The 20172-nt window shown below is 65.9% G+C and carries 17 protein-coding genes; 8 read left to right on the top strand and 9 right to left on the bottom strand.

The window, feature by feature from the left end; all coding sequences use genetic code 11:
• Positions 1-3 precede the first annotated feature (3 nt).
• Positions 4-1239, bottom strand: a complete 1236-nt coding sequence (locus V7778_RS07715; protein ID WP_335553439.1) for an anion transporter — start codon at positions 1237-1239, stop codon at positions 4-6.
• Between the two features lie 167 nt (positions 1240-1406).
• On the opposite strand from V7778_RS07715, the gene panB reads away from it, so the two are divergent.
• Both panB and thpR read left to right on the top strand, forming a co-directional pair.
• Complete coding sequence (panB, locus tag V7778_RS07710) at positions 1407-2246, top strand: 3-methyl-2-oxobutanoate hydroxymethyltransferase (protein ID WP_335553438.1); 840 nt, start codon at positions 1407-1409, stop codon at positions 2244-2246.
• 10 nt (positions 2247-2256) lie between these two features.
• Positions 2257-2790, top strand: a complete 534-nt coding sequence (gene thpR / locus V7778_RS07705) for an RNA 2',3'-cyclic phosphodiesterase (RefSeq protein ID WP_335553436.1) — start codon at positions 2257-2259, stop codon at positions 2788-2790.
• 23 nt (positions 2791-2813) lie between these two features.
• On the opposite strand, the gene V7778_RS07700 is transcribed toward thpR, so the two are convergent.
• On the bottom strand, positions 2814-3971 hold the full coding sequence (locus V7778_RS07700) for an MFS transporter (protein ID WP_335553434.1): 1158 nt from the start codon (positions 3969-3971) through the stop codon (positions 2814-2816).
• Complete coding sequence (locus tag V7778_RS07695; RefSeq protein ID WP_335553432.1) at positions 3968-4744, bottom strand: DeoR/GlpR family DNA-binding transcription regulator; 777 nt, start codon at positions 4742-4744, stop codon at positions 3968-3970. The genes V7778_RS07700 and V7778_RS07695 overlap by 4 nt, the downstream gene beginning before the upstream one ends.
• A 178-nt stretch (positions 4745-4922) precedes the next feature.
• Here V7778_RS07695 and V7778_RS07690 point away from each other — a divergent pair, with 178 nt between their 5' ends.
• Entirely contained in the window at positions 4923-6539 is a 1617-nt protein-coding gene (locus V7778_RS07690) for a response regulator (RefSeq protein WP_335553429.1), read from the top strand.
• 124 nt (positions 6540-6663) lie between these two features.
• Here the strand turns inward: V7778_RS07690 and V7778_RS07685 are convergent, their stop codons facing one another.
• Positions 6664-8004, bottom strand: a complete 1341-nt coding sequence (locus V7778_RS07685; RefSeq protein ID WP_335553427.1) for a glutamine synthetase family protein — start codon at positions 8002-8004, stop codon at positions 6664-6666.
• Between the two features lie 151 nt (positions 8005-8155).
• Between V7778_RS07685 and V7778_RS07680 the strand changes: the two genes are divergently transcribed.
• Together V7778_RS07680 and V7778_RS07675 are read left to right on the top strand one after the other, a co-directional pair.
• Entirely contained in the window at positions 8156-9235 is a 1080-nt protein-coding gene (locus tag V7778_RS07680; RefSeq protein WP_335553425.1) for a sensor histidine kinase, read from the top strand.
• Positions 9232-9975, top strand: a complete 744-nt coding sequence (locus V7778_RS07675; RefSeq protein ID WP_335553423.1) for a LytR/AlgR family response regulator transcription factor — start codon at positions 9232-9234, stop codon at positions 9973-9975. Before V7778_RS07680 ends, V7778_RS07675 begins: the two co-directional genes overlap by 4 nt.
• Before the next feature lie 33 nt (positions 9976-10008).
• On the opposite strand, the gene V7778_RS07670 is transcribed toward V7778_RS07675, so the two are convergent.
• Positions 10009-10407 carry a hypothetical protein gene (locus V7778_RS07670; RefSeq protein ID WP_335553421.1) on the bottom strand — a complete coding sequence of 133 codons (399 nt, stop codon included), beginning with the start codon at positions 10405-10407 and terminating at the stop codon, positions 10009-10011.
• Positions 10408-10736: 329 nt separating this feature from the next.
• Positions 10737-12221 (bottom strand): aldehyde dehydrogenase, encoded by a 1485-nt coding sequence (locus V7778_RS07665; protein WP_335553419.1) that lies wholly within the window; start codon positions 12219-12221, stop codon positions 10737-10739.
• 140 nt (positions 12222-12361) lie between these two features.
• Between V7778_RS07665 and V7778_RS07660 the strand changes: the two genes are divergently transcribed.
• Positions 12362-13813: a sodium:solute symporter family protein gene (locus V7778_RS07660; RefSeq protein ID WP_335553417.1), complete on the top strand. Its 1452-nt coding sequence runs from the start codon at positions 12362-12364 to the stop codon at positions 13811-13813.
• A 180-nt stretch (positions 13814-13993) separates the two neighbouring features.
• Here the strand turns inward: V7778_RS07660 and V7778_RS07655 are convergent, their stop codons facing one another.
• The 3 genes from V7778_RS07655 to V7778_RS07645 all read right to left on the bottom strand — a co-directional run bounded on the left by V7778_RS07655 (position 13994) and on the right by V7778_RS07645 (position 17777).
• Positions 13994-15439 (bottom strand): aspartate aminotransferase family protein, encoded by a 1446-nt coding sequence (locus V7778_RS07655; RefSeq protein WP_335553415.1) that lies wholly within the window; start codon positions 15437-15439, stop codon positions 13994-13996.
• A gap of 32 nt (positions 15440-15471) precedes the next feature.
• Positions 15472-16842, bottom strand: coding sequence for a glutamine synthetase family protein (locus V7778_RS07650; protein ID WP_335553413.1), 1371 nt, complete (start codon positions 16840-16842; stop codon positions 15472-15474).
• 128 nt (positions 16843-16970) lie between these two features.
• Positions 16971-17777, bottom strand: a complete 807-nt coding sequence (locus V7778_RS07645) for a gamma-glutamyl-gamma-aminobutyrate hydrolase family protein (RefSeq protein ID WP_335553410.1) — start codon at positions 17775-17777, stop codon at positions 16971-16973.
• 393 nt (positions 17778-18170) lie between these two features.
• Here V7778_RS07645 and V7778_RS07640 point away from each other — a divergent pair, with 393 nt between their 5' ends.
• Positions 18171-18710, top strand: a complete 540-nt coding sequence (locus tag V7778_RS07640) for a PEP-CTERM sorting domain-containing protein (protein WP_335553408.1) — start codon at positions 18171-18173, stop codon at positions 18708-18710.
• 133 nt (positions 18711-18843) lie between these two features.
• Positions 18844-20166, top strand: coding sequence for an amidohydrolase (locus V7778_RS07635; RefSeq protein WP_335553406.1), 1323 nt, complete (start codon positions 18844-18846; stop codon positions 20164-20166).
• Positions 20167-20172: the final 6 nt, after the last annotated feature.

Raw genomic sequence — 20172 nt, 5'->3', positions numbered from 1 at the left:
GCGTCAGAAAAGCAGCGCCAGGTAGATTCCCGAGACCGCCAGAGTCGCCAGCGTGACCGGCACACCCACGCGGGCATGGTTTTTCCAGTCGATGGCGATTCCGTACCTGGCCGCGGCATCCACCACGATGATGTTCGCGATACTTCCTACAATCAAGAGGTTCCCTGCCAGCGTGCTGACCAGGGCAAGCAGCACGCCGCCGATTTCATGGTGGACAGCGGGCAGGAGCAGCATCACCGCGGGCACGTTGGAGACGAGGTTGGAAAGCAGGAAGGTGGCCAGGAACAGCGATCCCGGCTCGTCCAGCCGGACGCCGGCGGTGGCGAGATACGCCATGGCGTCGGCGGGCATGCCGGTGCGCTGCAGGGCATGGTTCACCACGAAAAGGCTCATGAACAGGACGAGCAGCTCCCAGTCCACCAGGCCCAGCATCTTGCGGGAATGCAGCCGGCGGCTCATCAACAAAATGCCGGCGCCGATCAGCGCCATGTGTTCCCTGGGCCAGGGCGCCACCAGGAAGGCCACCAGCAGCGCACCGGCGATGACGAGCCCCTTGATCGTCTGCCACGCGTCGAAAGGCACTTCCTCTGCTTGCGGCCCGGGAGCGGTTGCACCGTCTGCCAAGGCGCCGGCTTCTTTCCATCGCCCGCCGATCTGCCGGACGATCAGCGCCCAGCTGATGAAGAGCCCTACCACGACGGGCAGGAGCGCCTTCAGGAAGTAGGCGCCGAAAGGCAGGCGCAGCGTCTGACCGATCAGCATGTTCTGCGGATTGCCGATCAAGGTCGCGGCCGAGCCGATGTTGGCGGCAATGGCCAGCGCCAGGAGGAAAGGAAGCGGCGCGAGCCGGCGCCGCCTGCAGGCCTCGATCAGCACTGGCGCGACCGCCAGGCAAACGATGTCGTTGCTGAATATGGCAGACAGCGCGGCGGTGATCACGACCAGTACAGCCAACAAGCCCGCGGGACGCAAGGGCAAGCCCGCCAGCCGGTGGGTGACCCAATCGTAAAACCCGCCAAGACGCATCTGGGCCGATATCACCATGAAGGAAAACAGCAGGATCATTGTCGGCAGATCGATCGCCGCCACCGCTTCGTCGAGGCTCAGCGCGTCGATGCCGATGAGCGCGATGGCCCCCAGCAAAGCCACGCCAGTGCGGTCGAGCTGGAGGAAGGGCAGTCCCCCGAGGATCATTCCGAGATAAACAACGAGAAAGATAATGAGGATAGTCGTGGCCATTGGGGCGTCGATAAACGGCATTCTGCATGTAAACCCTGTTCATCTTAGCAAAACCCGCCGGGGCGCCGTTTCATTCCTAGAAGACCCTTTCTAGAAGCTTTCCTGCGCAATCGCGGCCGCCGCATTACACTACGCGCTCTGGAAGTTTCGTTTTCAAAAGGATATCTATGAGCGCTTATCTCGGTGGTGGCGGCAACGAGGCGCCGAAGCCCGTGGCCAAGGCCGTGACCGTTCCCTCCCTGCTCGCCATGCGCGCTGCCGGCAACAAGATCGCGATGCTGACCGCCTACGATTCCAGCTTCGCGTCCCTGATGGACCGCTGCGGCGTCGAAGTCCTGCTCATCGGCGATTCGCTGGGCATGGTCTGCGCCGGCCACGACTCGACCCTGCCGGTGACCGTGGCCGAGGTGGCCTACCACACGGCGTCCGTCGCACGCGGCAATAAAAACGCGCTGGTGCTGGCCGACATGCCCTTCGGCGCCTACGGCAATCCGCAGCAGGCCTACGACAGCGCCGTGCAGCTGATGCGCGCCGGCGCCCAGATGGTCAAGATCGAAGGGGGCGCCTGGCTGGCCGACACCGTGCGTTTCCTGGTCGAGCGCGGCATTCCCGTGTGCGCCCACATCGGCCTGACCCCGCAGTTCGTGCACACTTTCGGCGGCTTCAAGGTGCAGGGCAAGACCGACGAGGCGGCCGAACGCCTGAAGGCCGACGCGCTCGCGCTGCAGGCCGCGGGCGCCATGATGGTGGTGCTGGAAGCCATTCCGGCGGCCCTGGGCAAGGAAGTCACCGAGCTGCTGTTCATCCCGACCATCGGCATCGGCGCCGGCCCGGACTGCTCGGGCCAGGTGCTGGTGATGCACGATCTGCTGGGCGTGTTCCCGGGCCGTAAGGCGCGCTTCGTGCGCAACTTCATGGACGGCCAGACCAGCATCGACGCCGCCGTCACCGCCTACGTGGCGGCCGTGAAGGACGGCAGCTTCCCCGGGCCGGAGCACTGCTTCTAAAGGAGGCGAGGTGGAAGGCCAGCCGCAGTCGACCGGCCCGCAGTCAACCCGTCTATTTCTGGCTCTTTGGCCGGACCCGGCCATTCGCCACCAGCTGCGCGAATGGCGCGACGCCTGGGGCTGGCCGCGCGGGGCGGCGCCGGTGCATACCGACAAGCTCCACCTCACCCTGCACTTCCTGGGCAACCTGCCTTCCGACCGGCTGTCCGCGCTGCGGGAGGAACTGACGGTGCCCTTCGAACCCTTCCGGCTGGAGCTGGGGCGGGCCGTGATGTGGCCGCACGGGCTGGCGGTGCTGGAGCCCAATGCGGAGCCGCCCGAGCTGCTGGCCCTGCATGCGCGGCTGGGCGAGGCGCTGGAGAAGCTTGGACTCGTTCCGGAAGCGCGCAAGTATCGGCCGCATGTGACCATGGCGCGGCGGGCTGGCGGTGCGGAGCTTCCCGTGTCCGGGCCGGCAATCACGTGGGAAACGCGGGGGTATGCGCTGGTGGAATCGCGGCCGGGGGATGGCGGGGGATATATCGTCCTGCGCGACTACGCTTAAGCTGACTATCACCGCGTCGGCGATCAGGTATGCCGCTTGACCACCCCCGCACTCACCGCAATCACCAGCCCCGACAGCGACAGCATCCCCAGCGCCACCATCACGCTCGACTGCGTCGCGATCCACCCCAGCACCGGCGGCGCCAGCAGCAGCCCGCCATAGCCGAGGGTGGCCACCGCCGCCACGCCCGCCCCGGCGCTCATGCCCGGAATGCGCGAGGCCGCGCCGAACAGCAGCGGCACCACGTTCGCCGCACCCAGGCCGATCAGCGCGAAGCCGCAGGCCGACAGTAAAAAGTGCGTGCTCAGCACCGCCGTGGCCAGCCCTGCGAACATCGCGATCCCGCCCACCACCATCACCCGCAGGGCGCCGAAACGCACGATCATCCGGTCGCCCGCGAAGCGGCACGCCGCCATCGCGATCGAGAACGCCGAGAAGCCGATGGCCGCGGTGGCCGGCGCCGCGCCGGTGCGCTCCTGCATCAGGAGGCCGCTCCAGTCCACCAGCGCGCCCTCCACCGCGAAGCACAGCATGGCCAGCAGCCCGAGACCGAGCGCGGCGCCGCGCGGCAGGCTGAAATGGCTGCCATGCGCATGGGTCGGCGCAAAGGCGAGCACCCGCGGCGCGGCCACGGCCAGCACCGCCGCCGTGAGCACGCCCATCGCCAGCGCGCCCTGGCCATGTCCCCAGCCCTGGCCGATGAACAGGCCGCCCAGCGCGGCGCCGAACAGGCCGCCCAGGCTGAAGAACCCGTGGAAGGAAGACATGGTCGGGAGCCCGCGCGCGGTCTCGACCTCGCTGGCGTTGGCGTTCATCGCCACGTCCAGCGCGCCATTGGAGATGCCGAACAGGAAGGCGGTGACGAAGAGCGGCGCCAGCCCATCCACCTTCATGATCAGTCCCAGCATGAGCGCGAACGCGAAGCCGGACAGCAGGGTCATGCGGCGCGTGCCGAAGCGCGAGGTCAGCCCGCCCATCAGGGGCATGGCCATCAGTGCGCCCGCGGCGATGGTCAGCAGCACCATGCTCAGGGTCGAGGTATCGATGCCCATGCGCTCCTGCACCACCGGCACGTGGGCGGCCCACAGGCCGATGCCGGCGCCGTTCAGCAGGAAGACGGTGGAGATGGCCCAGCGTCCCGCTTCGATGCTGCGCGCGCCGGTACTTGACATCGGGTTCATGCCTTGGCCTTTCCTGAAAATTTGATGTCGAGCGCCGGGTTGGCGCTGCGCAGCCGCTCGACGGCTTCCGGCGGCGCGTCGGCCTCCAGCACAAGGTGGTCGAGGTCGGCCAGCGCACCGAACACGAAGGCCGCGCCGTCTTCCAGCCGTTCGTTGAGCACGGCCACCACGCGCCGTGCGCTGCCGGCCAGCATGGCGCCCTTGAGCGCCGCTTCCTCGGGGTTCGCGGCGGCCAGGCCGCGCGCGGGATCGAGTCCGCACACGCCGACCAGGGCCAGGTCGGCGCGCAGGCGCTGCACCTCGAGCAGGGTAGCGGCGCCGACGGTGGCGCCGGCGTCCGGGTGATAGGTCCCGCCCAGCAGCACGATGCGGGTGCGGCGGAAGTGGCCCAGCGCCATGGCGATCTGGGGGCTGTTGGTGACGATGGCCGCGGCGCAGCCGTCCTCGAGCTGGCGCGCCAGCGCCAGGTGGGTGGAGCCGGCGTCGACCAGCACCGTGTCGCCCGGGCGGATGCACTCGCGCAGGCCTTGCGCCAGCTGGCCCTTGCGCGCCATGTCGGCCTCGGCCCGCTCGCTGAAGCTGGCTTCGCGGCGCAGGCGCACGGCCCCGCCATGCACGCGGCGCAGCAGGCCGGCGGCGTCCAGGTCGCGCAGGTCGCGCCGGATCGTGTCTTCCGAGGTGTCCAGGCTGCGCGCCAGTTCGACGGCCAGCACCCGGCCCTCGCGCTCCACCGCCTCGACGATCGCCTGGCGGCGCTCTTCCGCTAACTGCATGTGTCCTCCCGATGAGAGGTCAACTCTACACAAACGGGCAATAACACGCAAGTAAACGTAGAAACACGCAAAAACAGGCAAGCATGACTAAACAAGGATGCAACAGTGGCCTCCCAGCCACATAGGCGGCCTACCGATTAGTTGTTAAACTCCATTAACTTACGTTGCTATAAATATCATGGACAAGTCCTCCGCCATCCTCATCGTCGACGATTACCTCCTGATCCGCACCCACGTGCGCCAGGTGCTGGCCGAACTCGGCTACCTGAACGTCTTCCAGGCCGACAACGGCAAGTCGGCCCAGGACCTGATGCGCAAGCAGCAGATCGACATCGTGGTCGGGGACTGGGGCATGCCGGTCATGAGCGGCATCGACCTGCTCAAATGGATGCGCAGCGACCATCGCTACGCCCACACGCCCTTCATGATGCTGACCGCCGAGGCCAACCCGGCCTCGGTGCGCACCGCGCTGCAGGCGGGCGTGAACGCCTACATGATCAAGCCCTTCACGGTGCACAGCTTCGCCAGCAAGTTCATGAGCATGCTCGGCGTGACGCTCGACAGCGCGCCCGCCTCTCCTTTCGCCCCGCCTGCGCGCCCTGCCCGTCCCGCACCACCCTCAGCTCCAGCTCCAGCTCCGGCCGCGGCCCCTGCGGCGGTGGCCGTGGCGCCGTCCCTGCCGCCATCGAACGTGATCGGCCTGGACCAGCCGATCGGCGAGCGGGTCAGGAAGTGCACGGTGCTGATCGTCGACGACATCCCGACCAACATCGAGGTGCTGGCCGGGGTGCTGAAGGACGAGTACGCGATCAAGGTCGCGATCAGCGGCAAGAAGGCGCTGGAGATCGCCGACGCCTTCCACGTCGACCTGATCCTGCTCGACATCATGATGCCGGTGATGGACGGCTTCGAGGTCTGCCGCCAGCTCAAGGCGAATCCGAAGACGGCCCACATCCCGATCATCTTCCTGTCGGCGCGCGACGGCACCGAGGACGTGGTGTCCGGCCTGCGCCTGGGCGCGGTCGACTACGTGGCCAAGCCGGCCGATCCGACCATCCTCAAGGCGCGCCTGTCGGCCCACCTGATGCTGGCCACCGCCATGCAGGACCTGAAGCGCCAGAACGAACTCCTGATCGAGAACGCGCGCCTGCGCGAGGACGTCGAGCGCATGACCCGCCACGACCTCAAGAGCCCGATCGCGGTGGCCCTGCACGGCAGCCAGTTCCTGCTCGGGAGCGCGCTGAACGAAGCGCAGGAAGAGCAGGTGCGCATGATCGGCGAGGCGGCCGAGCACGCGCTCGAGATGATCAACCGCACCCTCGACGTCTATAAGATGGAGCAAGGCAGCTACCAGCCGGTCCTGCAGATGTTCGACCTGGGCGCGCTGCTGGCCAAGGTGGCGCAGCAGGTGCAGCTGGCCTTCACCGAGAAGGATGTGGTGATCCGCTTCGAGCCGCCCCAGGACCTGATGTGCCTGGGCGAGCCGATCCTGTGCTACTCGATGTTCAACAACGCGCTGAAGAACGCGGTGGAAGCGTCGCCGCAGGGCGCGGCGGTGCGCATGGTCGTGGCGCCGGGCTACGGCAACCTGCATGTCATGATCGACAATCCGGGAGAAGTGCCGGTGGGGCTGCGGGAGCGCTTCTTCGACAAATACGCGTCCAGCGACAAGATTGGCGGGACGGGGCTGGGGACGTACTCGATCCGGCTGATGGCCGAGGTGCAGGGTGGGAGCGTGAGCATGGAGTCGGGGTCGGGGGTGACCAAGCTGACGATTACGCTGCCTTGTCCGTGATGCGGGCAAACTTGGATCCCGGCCTTCGCCGGGATGACGTTGATTAAGTTTACCTATAGCCTTAAGACCGTCGTTCCGGCGAAGGCCGGAACCCAAGTTCTCTTACCGCAGCCGATCGCGCATCTCACACCAGCAGCATCAAATGCTCCCTCTCCCAAGAGCTGATCACCCTGCTGAAGGTCGCAAACTCCAGCTCTTTCACTTCGCAGTAGGCCTGCACGAATAAGTCTCCCAGCATCCCCGCCAGCTGCGGACACTGCCGCAGCCGCAGAATCGCATCCTCCAGGTCGCGCGGCAAATCGTCGTGTACGTGCTCGGCGCTGTCGCCGGTCGGTTTGGAAGGCCTGAGCTGCTCCGTCATGCCCAGCAGCCCGCAGCTCAGGGTCGCCGCCATCGCGAGGTAGGGGTTCACGTCCACTCCCGGCACCCGGTTCTCCACGCGCCGCGCCTCGGGAGAGGAGTTGGGCACGCGGATGCCGCAGGTGCGGTTGTCGTAGCCCCAGCGCACATTGGTCGGCGCCGACTGGAAGCGCGACAGGCGGCGGTAGGAATTCACGTGCGGCGCGAACATCAGCAGCGCATCGGGCACGTAGCGCTCCAGTCCCGCGATGTACTGGAAGAACAAGGGACTCGGTCCGCCATCCTCCGCGGTGAAGATGTTGCGTCCCGTGACGATGTCGACCACGCTCTGGTGCACGTGCATGGCGCTCCCCGGCTCGGTTTCCATGGGCTTGGCCATGAAGGTGGCGAAGATGCCATGGCGCAGGGCCGTCTCGCGCACGGCGCGCTTGAACAGGAACACGCGGTCGGCCAGCTCGAGCGCGTCGCCGTGGGCGAAGTTTATTTCCATCTGGCCCGCGCCGGCTTCGTGGATCAGGGTTTCCACGCCCAGGTCATGCGCCTTGCAGAAGCTGGAGAGCTCCAGGAAGAAGGGATCGAAGTCGTTCACCGCGTCGATCGAGTAGGACTGCCGGCCCGTCTCGGCCATGCCGGTGCGGCCCATCGGCGGGGTCAGGGGTTCGTGCGGATTGGTGTTGCGCGCCACCAGGTAGAACTCCATTTCGGGCGCCACCACGGGGCGCCAGCCGCGTTCCTCGTACTGCTTGAGTACGCGCCGCAGCACCGCGCGCGGCGCCAGCTCCACCAGCGAACCGTCGAAGTTCCGGCAGTCGTGAATGACCACGGCCACCCGCTCCGACGCCCATGGCACGACGCGCATCGTGCGCGGATCGGGCATGCAGATCATGTCGGGGTCGGTGGTGCCGACATAGGGCGCGTTGTTGGGCTGTTCGCCGTTGACGGTGTTCAGCAGCACGCTCTTGGGCAGGCGCATGGGGCCGCCGTCGAGGAACAGGTCTTTCGGCAGGATCTTGCCGCGCGCGATACCCGTCATGTCCGTGATGACGCATTCGACTTCGTGAATGTTGTGTTCGCGCAGAAACTCGCGCATCGCACTGTCGTCCATCGTGGTTCCGCCGCTGCCTCGGGATGGTCAATATAGCACCACGCCCACCCGCCCCGCGCGCCGCTGGCGGCTTTCCTCAATCCAGGCACCGAATCCCGCATTTCGCGTCATGGCCGGCCACCGGCGGCGCATTCTGCGCGATACTTTCACTATGAAAACATCAACACCCAAGCAGCCCGGCCATCGCCTGATGTGGAAGATCTATGCGATCGGCTGGGTGGTCTACGCCGCTTTCCTGGCCACCGCCGACCAGCTGGACCAGGTCGTGGCGGGACAGCCCGACCTCGGCAAGGCCGCCCTCTCCTTCTTCGGCATGCTGCCCTCCGCCCTGCTGCTGGCCCTGGCCTGGCCGCTGACCGGCTGCCTGGAGCGCCGCCGCGCAAGGCTCTCGACCATCGTCGCGGTCCATGCGTTCGCCGCGCTCAGCTTCTCCCTGGTGTCGCAAGGCCCGTTCTGGCTGTTCTTCGGCGCCAACAAGCCGGTGGTCTGGTACATCTGGCCCCTGCTCTACCACTGCATGACCTACCTGCTCGGCGCCGGCGTGTTCCACCTGATCCGCGCAGGCGACACGGCGCACCGCCATGCCCTGGCGATGCAGGAAACGCAGCGGCTCCTGATCGCCTCGGAACTGAACGCCTTGCGCAGCAAGCTCAATCCCCACTTCCTGTTCAACACCCTGCATTCGATCATCGCCCTGACCCGCAAGGACCCGGATGCGGCGGAAACCGCGCTATTCCAGTTCTCTGACATGCTGCGCTATGTGCTGGATACGGAAAAGAGCGGCAGCGACCGGGTCACGCTGGATGCGGAGCTCGACTTCGTGCGCGACTACCTGGAACTGGAAGCGCTGCGCCTGGGCGGCCGGCTGAACGTGCAATGGCAGCTCGACCCCGATGCCGGCAGCGAACAGGTGCCCGCGCTGTCCTTGCAGCCGCTGGTCGAGAACAGCATCAAGCATGCGTTCAACCCGCACAGCCGCCCCGGCACCCTGCACATCCAGACCGTGCGCGACGACGCGGCGGGCCGCCTCCGCTTCGCCGTGCGCGACGACGGGCCGGGCGTGGAGGCGGACGCGATCCGGCGCAGCGCGGGCCTCGGCCTGCGCACGGTGGAAAAGCGCCTGGTGCTCGACTACGGCGCGGAGTCGGCGCTGCGCATCGACACCGCGCCCGGCGCCGGCTTCGCCGTGGCCTTTTCCATTCCGCTCGAAACGACAGGGAAACCCGCATGACCACCAAGACCGTATTCTTCGCGGAAGACGAACCCCTCGCACGCGAGGTGCTGCGCGATGCCATCCAGGCCCACGCCGGATTGCGCCTGGTGGGCGAAGCCGCCGACGGCGCTTCGGCGCTCGCCCAGATCCACCGGCTGCGGCCCGAGGTGGTGTTCATGGACATCCAGATGCCCGAGATGACCGGGCTGGAGGTGCTGCGCCGCCTGGATTACCTGCCGCGCATCGTGTTCACCACGGCCTACGACCAGTACGCCGTGACCGCCTTCGAGCTGAACGCCGTCGACTACCTGCTCAAGCCCTTCACCCGCGCGCGCTTCGAGGCGGCCGTGACGCGCCTGCTCGATACGCCGGAGCGCTCTCCGGCGGAACTGGGCGAGGTGCTGGCCGAGGCCGGGCAGCGCGAGGTGAAGCGCGTCGAACGCATCCTGGTGCGCGACCGCGGCCGCATCTTCCCGCTGGCGGTGAGCGACATCGAGTACATGAAATCGGATTCCAAGTACACGGTGATCGTCGCGCGCGGCCAGAACTTCCTGGTGCGGCTCGGCATCTCGGAACTGGAAGCCCAGCTCGACCCGGCGCGCTTCATCCGCATCCACCGCTCGGTGCTGGTGAACCTCGATTTCGTCGAATCGATGACCCCGGACGACCAGTCGCAACTGCAGATCGACATGCGCGACGGCACCCGCCTGGGCGCCAACCGGGAGGCGTCCAAGGCGCTGCGCGACATGTCGATCTAGTCACTTGAGCCGGAAATTCGTTGAATCCTGCAGCTAGCAGATCGATCCTGTCGTACTTTTCCCAGTCTTGATGTCGACGCCGATGTAGCAGGTGTAAGGATACGACTTCGAATCTTTGTCGAAGGTACATGAAACGTCCCCTCGCCGCCTGATCCGAAGCCCCGATTCCTCACCACAGGCGTCTTTCTGGTCGGGACCGATCGAGGCAAACAACTCTTGGGCAAGCTGACCTTCCATCATCAATGAAAGCTTCTGCTTGCCCGCTTTGGGCGGCTCTTTTTCGCTCAGACTGCCGGAGTAGCTCAGGTAGCTCACCTTGGCAGGATGGAAGTCTCCGTCCCATTCTTGCGGTGCCGCAGCGTGTGAATGGGAGAAAGCGGCAACCGCGAATAGCATGGCACCGGCCAGCAGCAGAAACGTAGTACTTCGCATGAGGCTTCCTTTACTAAGCGCTATGCAGGTGGTCGTTGTGCTTATTCCAATATTTCACGCCGGGGATATGCAGGTCGTTGAAGCCCTGTATGGGTGCCATATGTGTAGTAGCCACCGTCCTCCGGGGCTTGGGGAAGCATGAACATGCCGCGTGAATCGCGTGGTTAAAATCCGGACATAAGCGTCTCCTCGGAGTCTAAGCGACGCTTATCGTTGCGCGAAACCTTGTGAATGAGCTTGGCAGGCATCAACTAGGATTGCCACCGGAATCATGGCGTGAAAAAACGTTGAAGCTCAGTCTGCTCGTAGGTCGCCTGCCCCGAGCGCGCTCACACCTGGATCCAGGTCGTCTTCAACTCCGTGTACTTGTCGAACGCATGCAGCGACTTGTCGCGCCCGTTGCCGGACTGCTTGTAGCCGCCGAAAGGCACCGTGATGTCGTCGCTGTCGTACTGGTTCACGTGCACCGTGCCCGCACGCAGGGCGCGGGAGGTGCGGATCGCCTTGCTCATGTCGCGGGTCCACACGGCCGCCGCCAGGCCATAGGGCGTGCTGTTGGCCTGCTTGATGGCCTCATCGAGGTCGGTAAAGGACAGCACCGACAGCACCGGCCCGAAGATCTCTTCGCGCGCGATGCGCATCGCGCCGTCGACGCCGTCGAACAGGGTGGGTTCGATGTACAGGCCGCCGCTGTCCTGGCGCGCCGCGGCGCCGCCCGCCAGCAGGCGCGCCCCGGCCGCCTTGCCGTCCTCGATGTAGCCGAGCACGGTCTTCATCTGGGCCTGGTCGACGATGGCGCCCATCACCGTTTCCTCGTCGAGCGGGTCGCCCGGCGCGTGGCGCGGGATCAGCGTCATCGCCTTGTCGAGGAAGGCTTCGCGGATCGATTCCTCGACGAACAGGCGCGAAGGCGCGTTGCAGCTTTCGCCCTGGTTGAAATAGATAGAGCCGATCGCGCTCTCGACGGCGGCGTCCAGGTCCGGGCAGTCGGCGCACACGATATTGGCCGACTTGCCGCCCAATTCAGTCCAGGCGCGCTTCAGGTTCGACTGGCCCGCCATCTGCACGATCTGCTTGCCCACGCGGGTGGAGCCGGTGAAGCCGATGCAATCGACGTCCATGTGCAGGGCCAAGGCCTTGCCCGCTTCGTCGCCGTAGCCGGGCAGTACGTTGAACACGCCCGGCGGCACGCCCGCCTCCAGCGCCAGCTCGGCCAGCCGCAGCGCACTGAGAGGCGCTTTCTCGGACGGTTTCAGCACCACGCTGTTGCCGGCCGCCAGGGCCGGGGCGATCTTCCAGGCCGCCATCAGCATCGGATAGTTCCAGGGGATGATGGCGGCCACCACGCCCACCGGCTCGCGGGTAATCAATGCCAGGCTGTCCTCGGGGGTGGGCGCGACCTGGTCGTAGATCTTGTCGACCGCCTCGCCGTACCAGCGGATGCAGTTCTGGGCCAGCTGCACGTCCACGCTCAGGCTGTAGCGGATCGGCTTGCCCATGTCCATGGTCTCGAGCAGGGCCAGCTCGTCGCGGTGCGCCAGCATCAGGTCGGCGAAGCGGACCAGGACGCGCTTGCGCGCGGCCGGCGCCATGCCGGCCCAGCGCCGGTCCTCGAAGGCCCGGCGCGCCGCGGTGACGGCCAGGTCGACGTCGAGCACGTCGCAGCGGGCCACCTCGGCCAGCTTGCGGCCGTCGACCGGCGACAGGGAATCGAAGCACAGGCCGGAACGCGCGTCCACGCGCCAGCCGTCGATGAAGGCGCGGCCGTCGGCGTTGAGTGCGGCGGCTTGTTCATGCCAGGTTTTTGTTGTCATTTCGCCCATCCTTCAATGAAAAGCAACCGAGGAGCAACAACCCGGTACAAATCCTGGGAAAGTTGCTCCAATCGCCAGGTTCTGCATTTATAATCGCGGATTTTCCGCCCGATAATATTCTGTCCCTCGGAGCACACCGCATGAACACCACTTTGATCATTTTTGTCGTGCTCTACCTGCTGGGTACGCTGGCGCTCGGGATGTGGGCGGGTACACGGATCAAGAATACCAGCGACTTCGCCGTAGCGGGTCGCAGCCTGCCCCTGATCATGGTGATCACCACCACGTTCGCCACCTGGTTCGGCGCCGAGACCGTGATGGGCGTGCCGGCCAAGTTCGTCCAGGGCGGCCTGAACGCCGTGATCGAAGACCCGTTCGGGGCCGGCACCTGCCTGATCCTGGTCGGCCTGTTCTTCGCCACCAAGCTCTATAAACTCAACCTGCTGACCATCGGCGACTACTACCGCCAGCGCTACGGCAAGGGCATCGAGGTGTTCTGCTCGGTGGCCATCATCCTGAGCTACCTGGGCTGGGTGGCGGCGCAGATCACCGCCCTGGGCCTGGTGTTCTCGGTGCTGACCAACGGCGCCATGGCGCCCGCGACCGGGATGCTGATCGGCACCCTGGCGGTGCTGGTCTACGTGGTGGTGGGCGGCTTCCTGGCGGTGGCGATCACCGACTTCATCCAGATGATCGTGCTGGTGGTCGGCATGAGCATCATCGCGGTCTTCGCGGCCGACCTGGCCGGCGGTTCCGACAAGGTGCTGGCGATGGCCCAGCAGGCCGACCTGTGGCGCGTGCTGCCGGAGCCGAGCTTCACCGACATCATGTTCTTCATCGGCGCGGCCATCACCATGATGTTCGGCTCGATCCCGCAGCAGGACGTGTTCCAGCGCGTGATGTCGGCCAAGGACGCCCCGACCGCGCGCACCGGCGCCGTGATCGGCGGCGCCAGCTACATCCTGTTCGCCTTCGTGCCGATGTTCATCGTCGCAGCAGCCGTCGTGGTGATGGGCGGCTCCGCCATGGAGATCGCCAAGAACGACTACCAGCGCCTGCTGCCGACCTTCATCATGACCAAGATGCCGCTGGTGATGCAGATCCTGTTCTTCGGCGCCCTGCTGTCGGCGATCAAGAGCACCTCCTCGGCCACCCTGCTGGCGCCGTCGACCAGCTTCGTCGAGAACATCCTCAAGCACCTGCGTCCCGGCATGAGCGACAAGCAGCAGCTGCTGGCGATGCGCGTGACCGTGGTGATCTTCGCGGCGATCGTGCTGACCTATGCGATCGCGATGGAAGGCACCTCGATTTACGAACTGGTGTCGAGCGCCTACCAGGTGACCCTGGTCGGCGCCTTCGTGCCGCTGGTGATGGGCCTGTACTGGAAGCGCGCGACCACCCAGGGCGCGATCCTGTCGATCGGCGCGGGCATTCTCGTGTGGCTGCTGTTCTTCCCGCAGCTGACCACGTGGGGCGAGCATTTCCCGGGGCAGCTGGCGGGCCTGCTGGCGGCGTTCGCGGGCATGTTCGTGGGGTCGCTGGCGCCGCAGGTGTTCAAGAATCATGGTGAGGCGAAGGTGGTGGCGGCCTGATTGATTACGGCTCGCTGCGCTCGGATAAGGTAGCGGGTGCGGTGCGAACTTGGGTTCCCGCCTTCGCGGGAATGACGGGCAAAGTGAGCTGGCTACGAAAACTGTCGTAGTCCGCAGCTTTTAAACCGTCATTCCCGCGAAGGCGGGAATCCAAGTTTCGTTGAGCAACCACAAGCGCCGCTACTCAACCCATCCCCTTTTCCGCACCTCCTCCAGCGTCAAATCCAGGCAATCCCTGATCTTCTCCACCATCTCGTCGATCTCCGCCACCGTGATCGACAAGGGCGGCGCCACGATCATCCTGTCTCCTACGGCGCGCATGATCACCCCGTTGTCGAACATGAAGCCGCGGCACAGCATCCCCACCGCGTTCAAGGGCGGGAAGGCTTCGCAGTCGTGCACCGTGGCGCCCTTGCGGCGCACCAGGTTCAGCCCCGCCGCCAGTCCGCAGGTCTCGGCATGGCCCACCAGCGGGTGCGACACCAGCGAGGCGAAGCGCGCCTTCAGGTGCGGCCCGGTTTCCAGCGCCACCCGCTCCACCAGCTTTTCCTCGATCAGGATGCGCAGGTTTTCCAGCGCCGCGGCGCAGGCCACCGGGTGGCCGGAATACGTGAAGCCGTGGTTGAAGTCGCCGCCCTTCTCGACCAGGGTGTGGGCCACGCGGCTGCCCACCAGCACCCCGCCCAGGGGCACGTAGCCCGAGGTGACGCCCTTGGCGAAGGCGATCAGGTCCGGCTTGGCCTGCATCAGTTCGCAGCCGAACCAGGTGCCCAGGCGGCCGAAGCCGCAGATCACCTCGTCGGACACCAGCAGGATGTCGTACTTCTCGCAGATGCGCTGGATCTCGGGCCAGTAGGTCGCCGGCGGGATGATCACGCCGCCCGCGCCCTGCACCGGCTCGCCGATGAAGGCCGCCACCTTGTCCGGGCCCACTTCGAGGATCTTGTCCTCGAGCCAGCTGGCCGCCACCAGGCCGAAGCCGGCTTCGCTCATGCCGTGTCCATGTTCGGCATAGCTGGGCTGCTCGATATGGGTGATGCCGGGGATCGGCAGCCCGCCCTGGGCATGCATGGCCGCCATGCCGCCCAGCGAGGCCCCGGCCATGGTGCTGCCGTGGTAGGCGTTGCGGCGGCTGATGATCACCTGGCGCTCCGGCTGGCCCTGCAGCTGCCAGAAGCGCCGCACCATGCGCACAATGGTGTCGTTCGCTTCCGAGCCCGAGGTGGTGAAGAACACGTGCTGGAACTGCGGCGGCGCCAGGCTGGCGAGCAGCGCCGCCAGTTTCACCGCGGGCACGTTGGTGGTGTTGAAGAAGCTGTTATAGAAAGGCAGGGCCAGCATCTGCGCATGCACGGCCTCGGCGATGCTCGCGCGGCCGTAGCCGGCGTTCACGCACCATAGGCCGGCCATGCCGTCGATGATCTTCCTGCCTTCCGAATCCCAGAGATACACCCCGTCGCCGCGCACGATGACACGCGCGCCACGCTCGCGCAAGGCGGCGTGGTCGGTGAAGGGATGCAGGTAGTGCGCCGCGTCGAGCTGCTGCAGCGCCGCCGTGTCGTACGTGTCAAAGTTGTCCGCTGCCTGGACGCGCACCGGGGCTTGTGCCGTGAGCTTGGCTGTCATGATCGACTCCCATCATCGTGAATGTTCGTTGATCAGACATGCAGCAGCAGGTGCTCGCGCTCCCACGGGCTGATGACGCGCATGAATTCCTGGTGCTCGACTTCCTTCACCGCCGAGTAGACGTCGATGAAGCGCTCGCCCAGGATCTCGCGCAGGCGCTCCTCGCGCCGCAGCAGGGTGATCGCCTCGGACAGGCCCTGCGGCAGTTCGACCGGCATGTCGTAGGCGCTGCCCTCGACCATCGGCAGGGCGTCGATTTCCTCGGTCATGCCGAGATAGCCGCAGGCCAGGGTCACGGCCAGCGCCAGGTAGGGATTGGCGTCGGCGCCGATCACGCGGTTCTCGACGCGACGGTCCTGGGCGCCCGACACCGGCACCCGGAAGCCCACGGTGCGGTTGTCCATGCCCCATTGCAGGTTGATCGGCGCGGCGGTGTGGCGCACGATGCGGCGGTAGGAATTCACGTAAGGGGCGACGATCGCCATCGCCGAGGGCATGTAGCGCTGCAGGCCGCCGATGTAGTGCTGGAACAGCCTGGAGGCCGAGCCGTCCTCGTTGCTGAAGATGTTGCGGCCGGTCCTGGCGTCGACCACGCTCTGGTGCACGTGCATGGCCGAACCGGGTTCGCCTTCCATCGGCTTGGCCATGAAGGTCGCGTACATGTCGTGCTTGAGCGCCGCCTCGCGCAGGGTGCGCTTGAAGTAGAACACCTTGTCGCCCAGGCCGAGCGGGTCGCCGTGCTGGAAGTTGATTTCCATCTGGCCGGCGCCGATCTCGTGGATCAGGGTGTCGACGTCGAGGTTCATCATCTCGCAATAGTCGTAGATGTCCTCGAACAGTGGATCGAACTCGTTGACCGCGTCGATACTGTAGACCTGGCGGCTGGTCTCGGCGCGGCCGCTGCGGCCGATCGGCGCGGCCAGCGGCAGGTCGGGGTCGATGTTCTTGGCGGTCAGATAGAACTCGAGCTCGGGCGCGACCAGCGGCTTCCAGCCTCGTTCCGCATACAGCTTGAGCACGCGGCGCAGCACGCTGCGCGGCGCGAAGTCGACCAGGCTGCCGTCCGCGAAATAGCAGTCGTGGATGACCTGGGCGGTCGGGTCCACCGCCCACGGCACCATGGTGATGGTGGTCGGGTCGGCCTTCAGGATCATGTCGCGGTCGGTGGCGGAGATGGCGCGGTTATAGGCCTCGTCGCGCTCCGGCGTGTTGCCGGTGACGGTCATGCCCAGCACCACTTCGGGCAGCCGCATGCCGCGGTCTTCGGTGAATTTCACGCGCGGCAGGATCTTGCCGCGCGCAACGCCGGTCAGGTCGGGGACCAGGCATTCGATTTCGGTGGCCCGTTTCGCATCGAGCCATTCTTCCATGTCGGTGTAGCTGAAATTTTCGCGGATTGCCATGTTTGCCTCACTGTCTTTTCCAATACGGACGCGCAGGCGCGAACGCCGCGCGCGGGGATGCGGCAGGCAGGGAAGCTAGGGGACTGCGGTTGCCCACTTGCGGGTGGCAGCCCTGTGTTCAATAACGATCATCCGCGGCTCCGGCGCTGTTGCTCGGATTGTTGCTCGAGCTGTTCCAGGCACCTTGCCTCGCGCGCCTCCTTGTACTTGCGGCAGGCTTCGCCGAACGCGCCGAACATCTTCATCGAGTAAGGGTTGTGCTGGATGCGCCACTCCGGGTGCCACTGCACCGCCAGGGTAAAGCCCGGCGAGTCGGACACCGTGAAGGCCTCGACCAGACCGTCCTCGGCCACCGCTTCCACGCTCAGGCAAGGCGCGATCGAGTTCACGCCCTGGCCGTGCAGCGAGTTGACGGGGATCTCGTCCACGCCAAGGATCCCGTGCAGCATGCCGCCCTCGCACAGCTTGACGTTGTGGGCGTCGCCGTATTGCTCGTCCATGCCGAGTTCCGGTTTTTCGCGGTGGTCGAACTTGCCCGGCACCGCCTGCACCGCCTGGTGCAGGCTGCCGCCCAGCGCCACGTTCATCTCCTGGAAGCCGCGGCAGATCGCGATGATCGGCACGCCGCGCTTCACCGCTTCGCGGATCAGCGGCAAGGTGGTCTGGTCGCGCGCCGGATCTTGCGGCAGCGTGGGATCGAGCAGCTCTTCCGAGTAATAGCTGGGATGGACGTTGGACGCCGACCCGGTCAGCATGATGCCGTCGATCAGCGAAAACATGGTGTCCAGATCCAGCGACGCGCCGAGCGAAGGCAGGATCATGGGAGCGCAGTCGGCGCCGAGGACGACGGCGTCGACATACTTGTGCTGCGCGGCGTGGTACGGATGTTCGCCGAAATCACGCGTGCAGGCGGGAACGATGACGAGGGGGCGCATGGTCTTTACCTTGTGGTGAAGCGCACGAGTCCATCATACGAGGATTCGGGCTCGGACGCGAGATGCTGTTGATCCAGATCAACAAAACCGCAGAGTCGTGCTCCTGTGCCAATCTGCCAAGGAACTAAGTTCCGGTGACAAAAGCTTAACGGTAACTCGACCGGGACGCCAACACGGTTAGGCTAGGCAATGGGGTGAAAGATTCTTTCAGCAAATGCTCATGTAAGAAATATTCTTTCACCGCCGGAAAAAGTGAACTGTCGGTCAAATTTACAAATGACAAGGTTTTGTCAAATCGGCTTCCTTACCCCAGCTCTGGGAACGAGCAGTGGCACGCTTGTTGCATAGTTAATTGAACCCGGAATCGCCGGGCTCACCTCGACAGGAAAACGGATGAAGCTCCTCAAACGTCTCGTGGCTACGGCCAGCCTCGCGATCGCCGCCTGCGGCAGCGCCAATGCCGTCCCCATCACCAGCGTGGTCGATCCCCATCTCGACACCTATGTCTCGCTGCTGACACCCTATACCTACACCCATGACCTGCGCAGCCAGCTGCTGCCGGGCATGCAGATCGATTCGGCGACCCTGGTGGTCTCCCTGTGGGACCTGACCGACCTGCTGTTCCCCCTGCCGGAGACCCTGAACTTCAGTTTCGATGGCGCCAGCGGCGGCACCGTCAAGGATGTCGCGCTGGGCGGCGCCGACTACAGCCTCAATGTCGCGGCGGCCCTGCTCGACGACGGCTTGCTGACGGTAACGATCACGGCCGGCTGCAATCTGCGCTTCGGCCGGATCTGCGTCCTGCCGCAGGACGTCGTGTTCGACAAGTCGGTGCTGACGGCCGAGGTCACGGCGCCGGTGCCGGAACCGGCCTCCCTGCTCACCCTGTCCCTGGGCCTGCTGGGCCTGGCCGCGGCGCGCCGCCGCCGCTGAGGACGGGCGGCGCAGCGTCAACCCTGAGCTGCGCCGCATTGTTCGCGGCGGCGTCCATGCGGATGACGCCGGTTGAGAAAGGCTCTACTATGTCCGTTACGCAACGCTCCTACCACCTTGCGCCTACGGACCCATGAAAAAACTCCTGCCCGCCCTCCTCGCCGCATCCCTGCTTGCCGCTCCCGCCCTCCACGCCTCCGAACTCGAGAAGGCCATCGCGCGCGACTACGACAGCCACCTCGCCGCCCTGTTCGACCACTTCCACCGCAACCCCGAACTGTCCTTCCTGGAAGTGAAGACCGCGGCGCGCCTGGCGAAGGAATTGCGCGACGCCGGCTTCCAGGTCACCGAGAAGGTGGGCGGTACCGGGGTGGTGGCGATCCTGAAGAACGGTCCCGGTCCACTGGTGATGATGCGCGCCGACATGGACGGCTTGCCGATGCAGGAAAAATCCGGCCTGCCGAACGCCTCGACCGCCACCCAGAAGGACATGGAGGGCAACGTGATGCCGGTCGCCCACGCCTGCGGCCATGACGTGCACATCACCAGCCTGGTGGGCACGGCGCGCCGCATGGCGGCGGAGCGCGGCAAGTGGTCGGGCACCCTGATGCTGATCGGCCAGCCGGCCGAGGAACGCATCGGCGGCGCGCTGGCGATGATGAAGGACGGCCTGTACAAGCGCTTCGGCAAGCCGGACTACGCGCTCGGCTTCCACGTCAAGGCCGACCTCGCGACCGGCAAGGTGCATGCATCCGAGGTCTCGCCCTATTCCGGCGCCGACACCGTCGAGATCCTGGTCAAGGGCGTGGGCGCGCATGGCGCCAGTCCGCACCGCGGCAAGGACCCGATCGTGCTCGGCTCGATGATCGTGCTCGGCCTGCAGACCATCGTCAGCCGCGAACTGAGCCCGCGCGAACCGGGCCTGATCACGGTCGGCTCCTTCCATGGCGGCACCAAGGCCAACATCATCGGCGACAACGCCCGGCTCCAGCTGACCGTGCGCAGCGAGAGCCCGGCGACGCGCAAGCTGCTGCTGGACGCGATCAGGCGCGTGGCCGAACACACCGCGCGCGCCGCCGGCATGGCGGAGAACGAACTGCCCGAGGTGAAGCTGGTCGACCACCCGACCCCGCCCGTGCTCAACAACGTGGAGCTGGTACGCCGCCTGAGCGCGGCCTGGAAGCGCGACATCGGCGCGGACGCCATCGGCGACGAGGAATTCCGCGAAGGCATGGGCTCGGAAGACTTTCCGCAGTTCGTCACCGATCCCTATATCCCGAGCGTCTATTTCACGGTCGGCGGCACCGCGCCCGAGGACATCGCCGCGGCCAAGGCCGGCAAGCTGAAGCTGCCCAGCCATCACAGCCCGCTGTTCAAGGTCTTGCCCGGCCCCGCCGTGAAGCTGGGCGTCGAGGCCACCGTGGTCGCGCTGCAGGACCTGATGCGCAAGCAGTAGCAACGG

Source organism: Massilia sp. DD77 (assembly GCF_036961685.1).
Lineage (GTDB): Bacteria > Pseudomonadota > Gammaproteobacteria > Burkholderiales > Burkholderiaceae_D > Telluria.
This window is presented reverse-complemented; position numbering and strand designations above follow the sequence as displayed.

Bases quoted from the DNA above. Each gene is read 5' to 3' on its own strand.
- V7778_RS07645 (WP_335553410.1), bottom strand. From the start codon at position 17,777: ATGCGCCCCCTCGTCATCGTTCCCGCCTGCACGCGTGATTTCGGCGAA.
- V7778_RS07715 (WP_335553439.1), bottom strand. From the start codon at position 1,239: ATGGCCACGACTATCCTCATTATCTTTCTCGTTGTTTATCTCGGAATG.
- panB (WP_335553438.1), top strand. From the start codon at position 1,407: ATGAGCGCTTATCTCGGTGGTGGCGGCAACGAGGCGCCGAAGCCCGTG.
- V7778_RS07700 (WP_335553434.1), bottom strand. From the start codon at position 3,971: ATGAACCCGATGTCAAGTACCGGCGCGCGCAGCATCGAAGCGGGACGC.
- V7778_RS07640 (WP_335553408.1), top strand. From the start codon at position 18,171: ATGAAGCTCCTCAAACGTCTCGTGGCTACGGCCAGCCTCGCGATCGCC.
- V7778_RS07675 (WP_335553423.1), top strand. From the start codon at position 9,232: ATGACCACCAAGACCGTATTCTTCGCGGAAGACGAACCCCTCGCACGC.
- V7778_RS07670 (WP_335553421.1), bottom strand. From the start codon at position 10,407: ATGCGAAGTACTACGTTTCTGCTGCTGGCCGGTGCCATGCTATTCGCG.
- V7778_RS07660 (WP_335553417.1), top strand. From the start codon at position 12,362: ATGAACACCACTTTGATCATTTTTGTCGTGCTCTACCTGCTGGGTACG.
- V7778_RS07655 (WP_335553415.1), bottom strand. From the start codon at position 15,439: ATGACAGCCAAGCTCACGGCACAAGCCCCGGTGCGCGTCCAGGCAGCG.
- V7778_RS07685 (WP_335553427.1), bottom strand. From the start codon at position 8,004: ATGGACGACAGTGCGATGCGCGAGTTTCTGCGCGAACACAACATTCAC.
- V7778_RS07665 (WP_335553419.1), bottom strand. From the start codon at position 12,221: ATGACAACAAAAACCTGGCATGAACAAGCCGCCGCACTCAACGCCGAC.
- V7778_RS07650 (WP_335553413.1), bottom strand. From the start codon at position 16,842: ATGGCAATCCGCGAAAATTTCAGCTACACCGACATGGAAGAATGGCTC.
- V7778_RS07635 (WP_335553406.1), top strand. From the start codon at position 18,844: ATGAAAAAACTCCTGCCCGCCCTCCTCGCCGCATCCCTGCTTGCCGCT.
- V7778_RS07690 (WP_335553429.1), top strand. From the start codon at position 4,923: ATGGACAAGTCCTCCGCCATCCTCATCGTCGACGATTACCTCCTGATC.
- V7778_RS07695 (WP_335553432.1), bottom strand. From the start codon at position 4,744: ATGCAGTTAGCGGAAGAGCGCCGCCAGGCGATCGTCGAGGCGGTGGAG.
- V7778_RS07680 (WP_335553425.1), top strand. From the start codon at position 8,156: ATGAAAACATCAACACCCAAGCAGCCCGGCCATCGCCTGATGTGGAAG.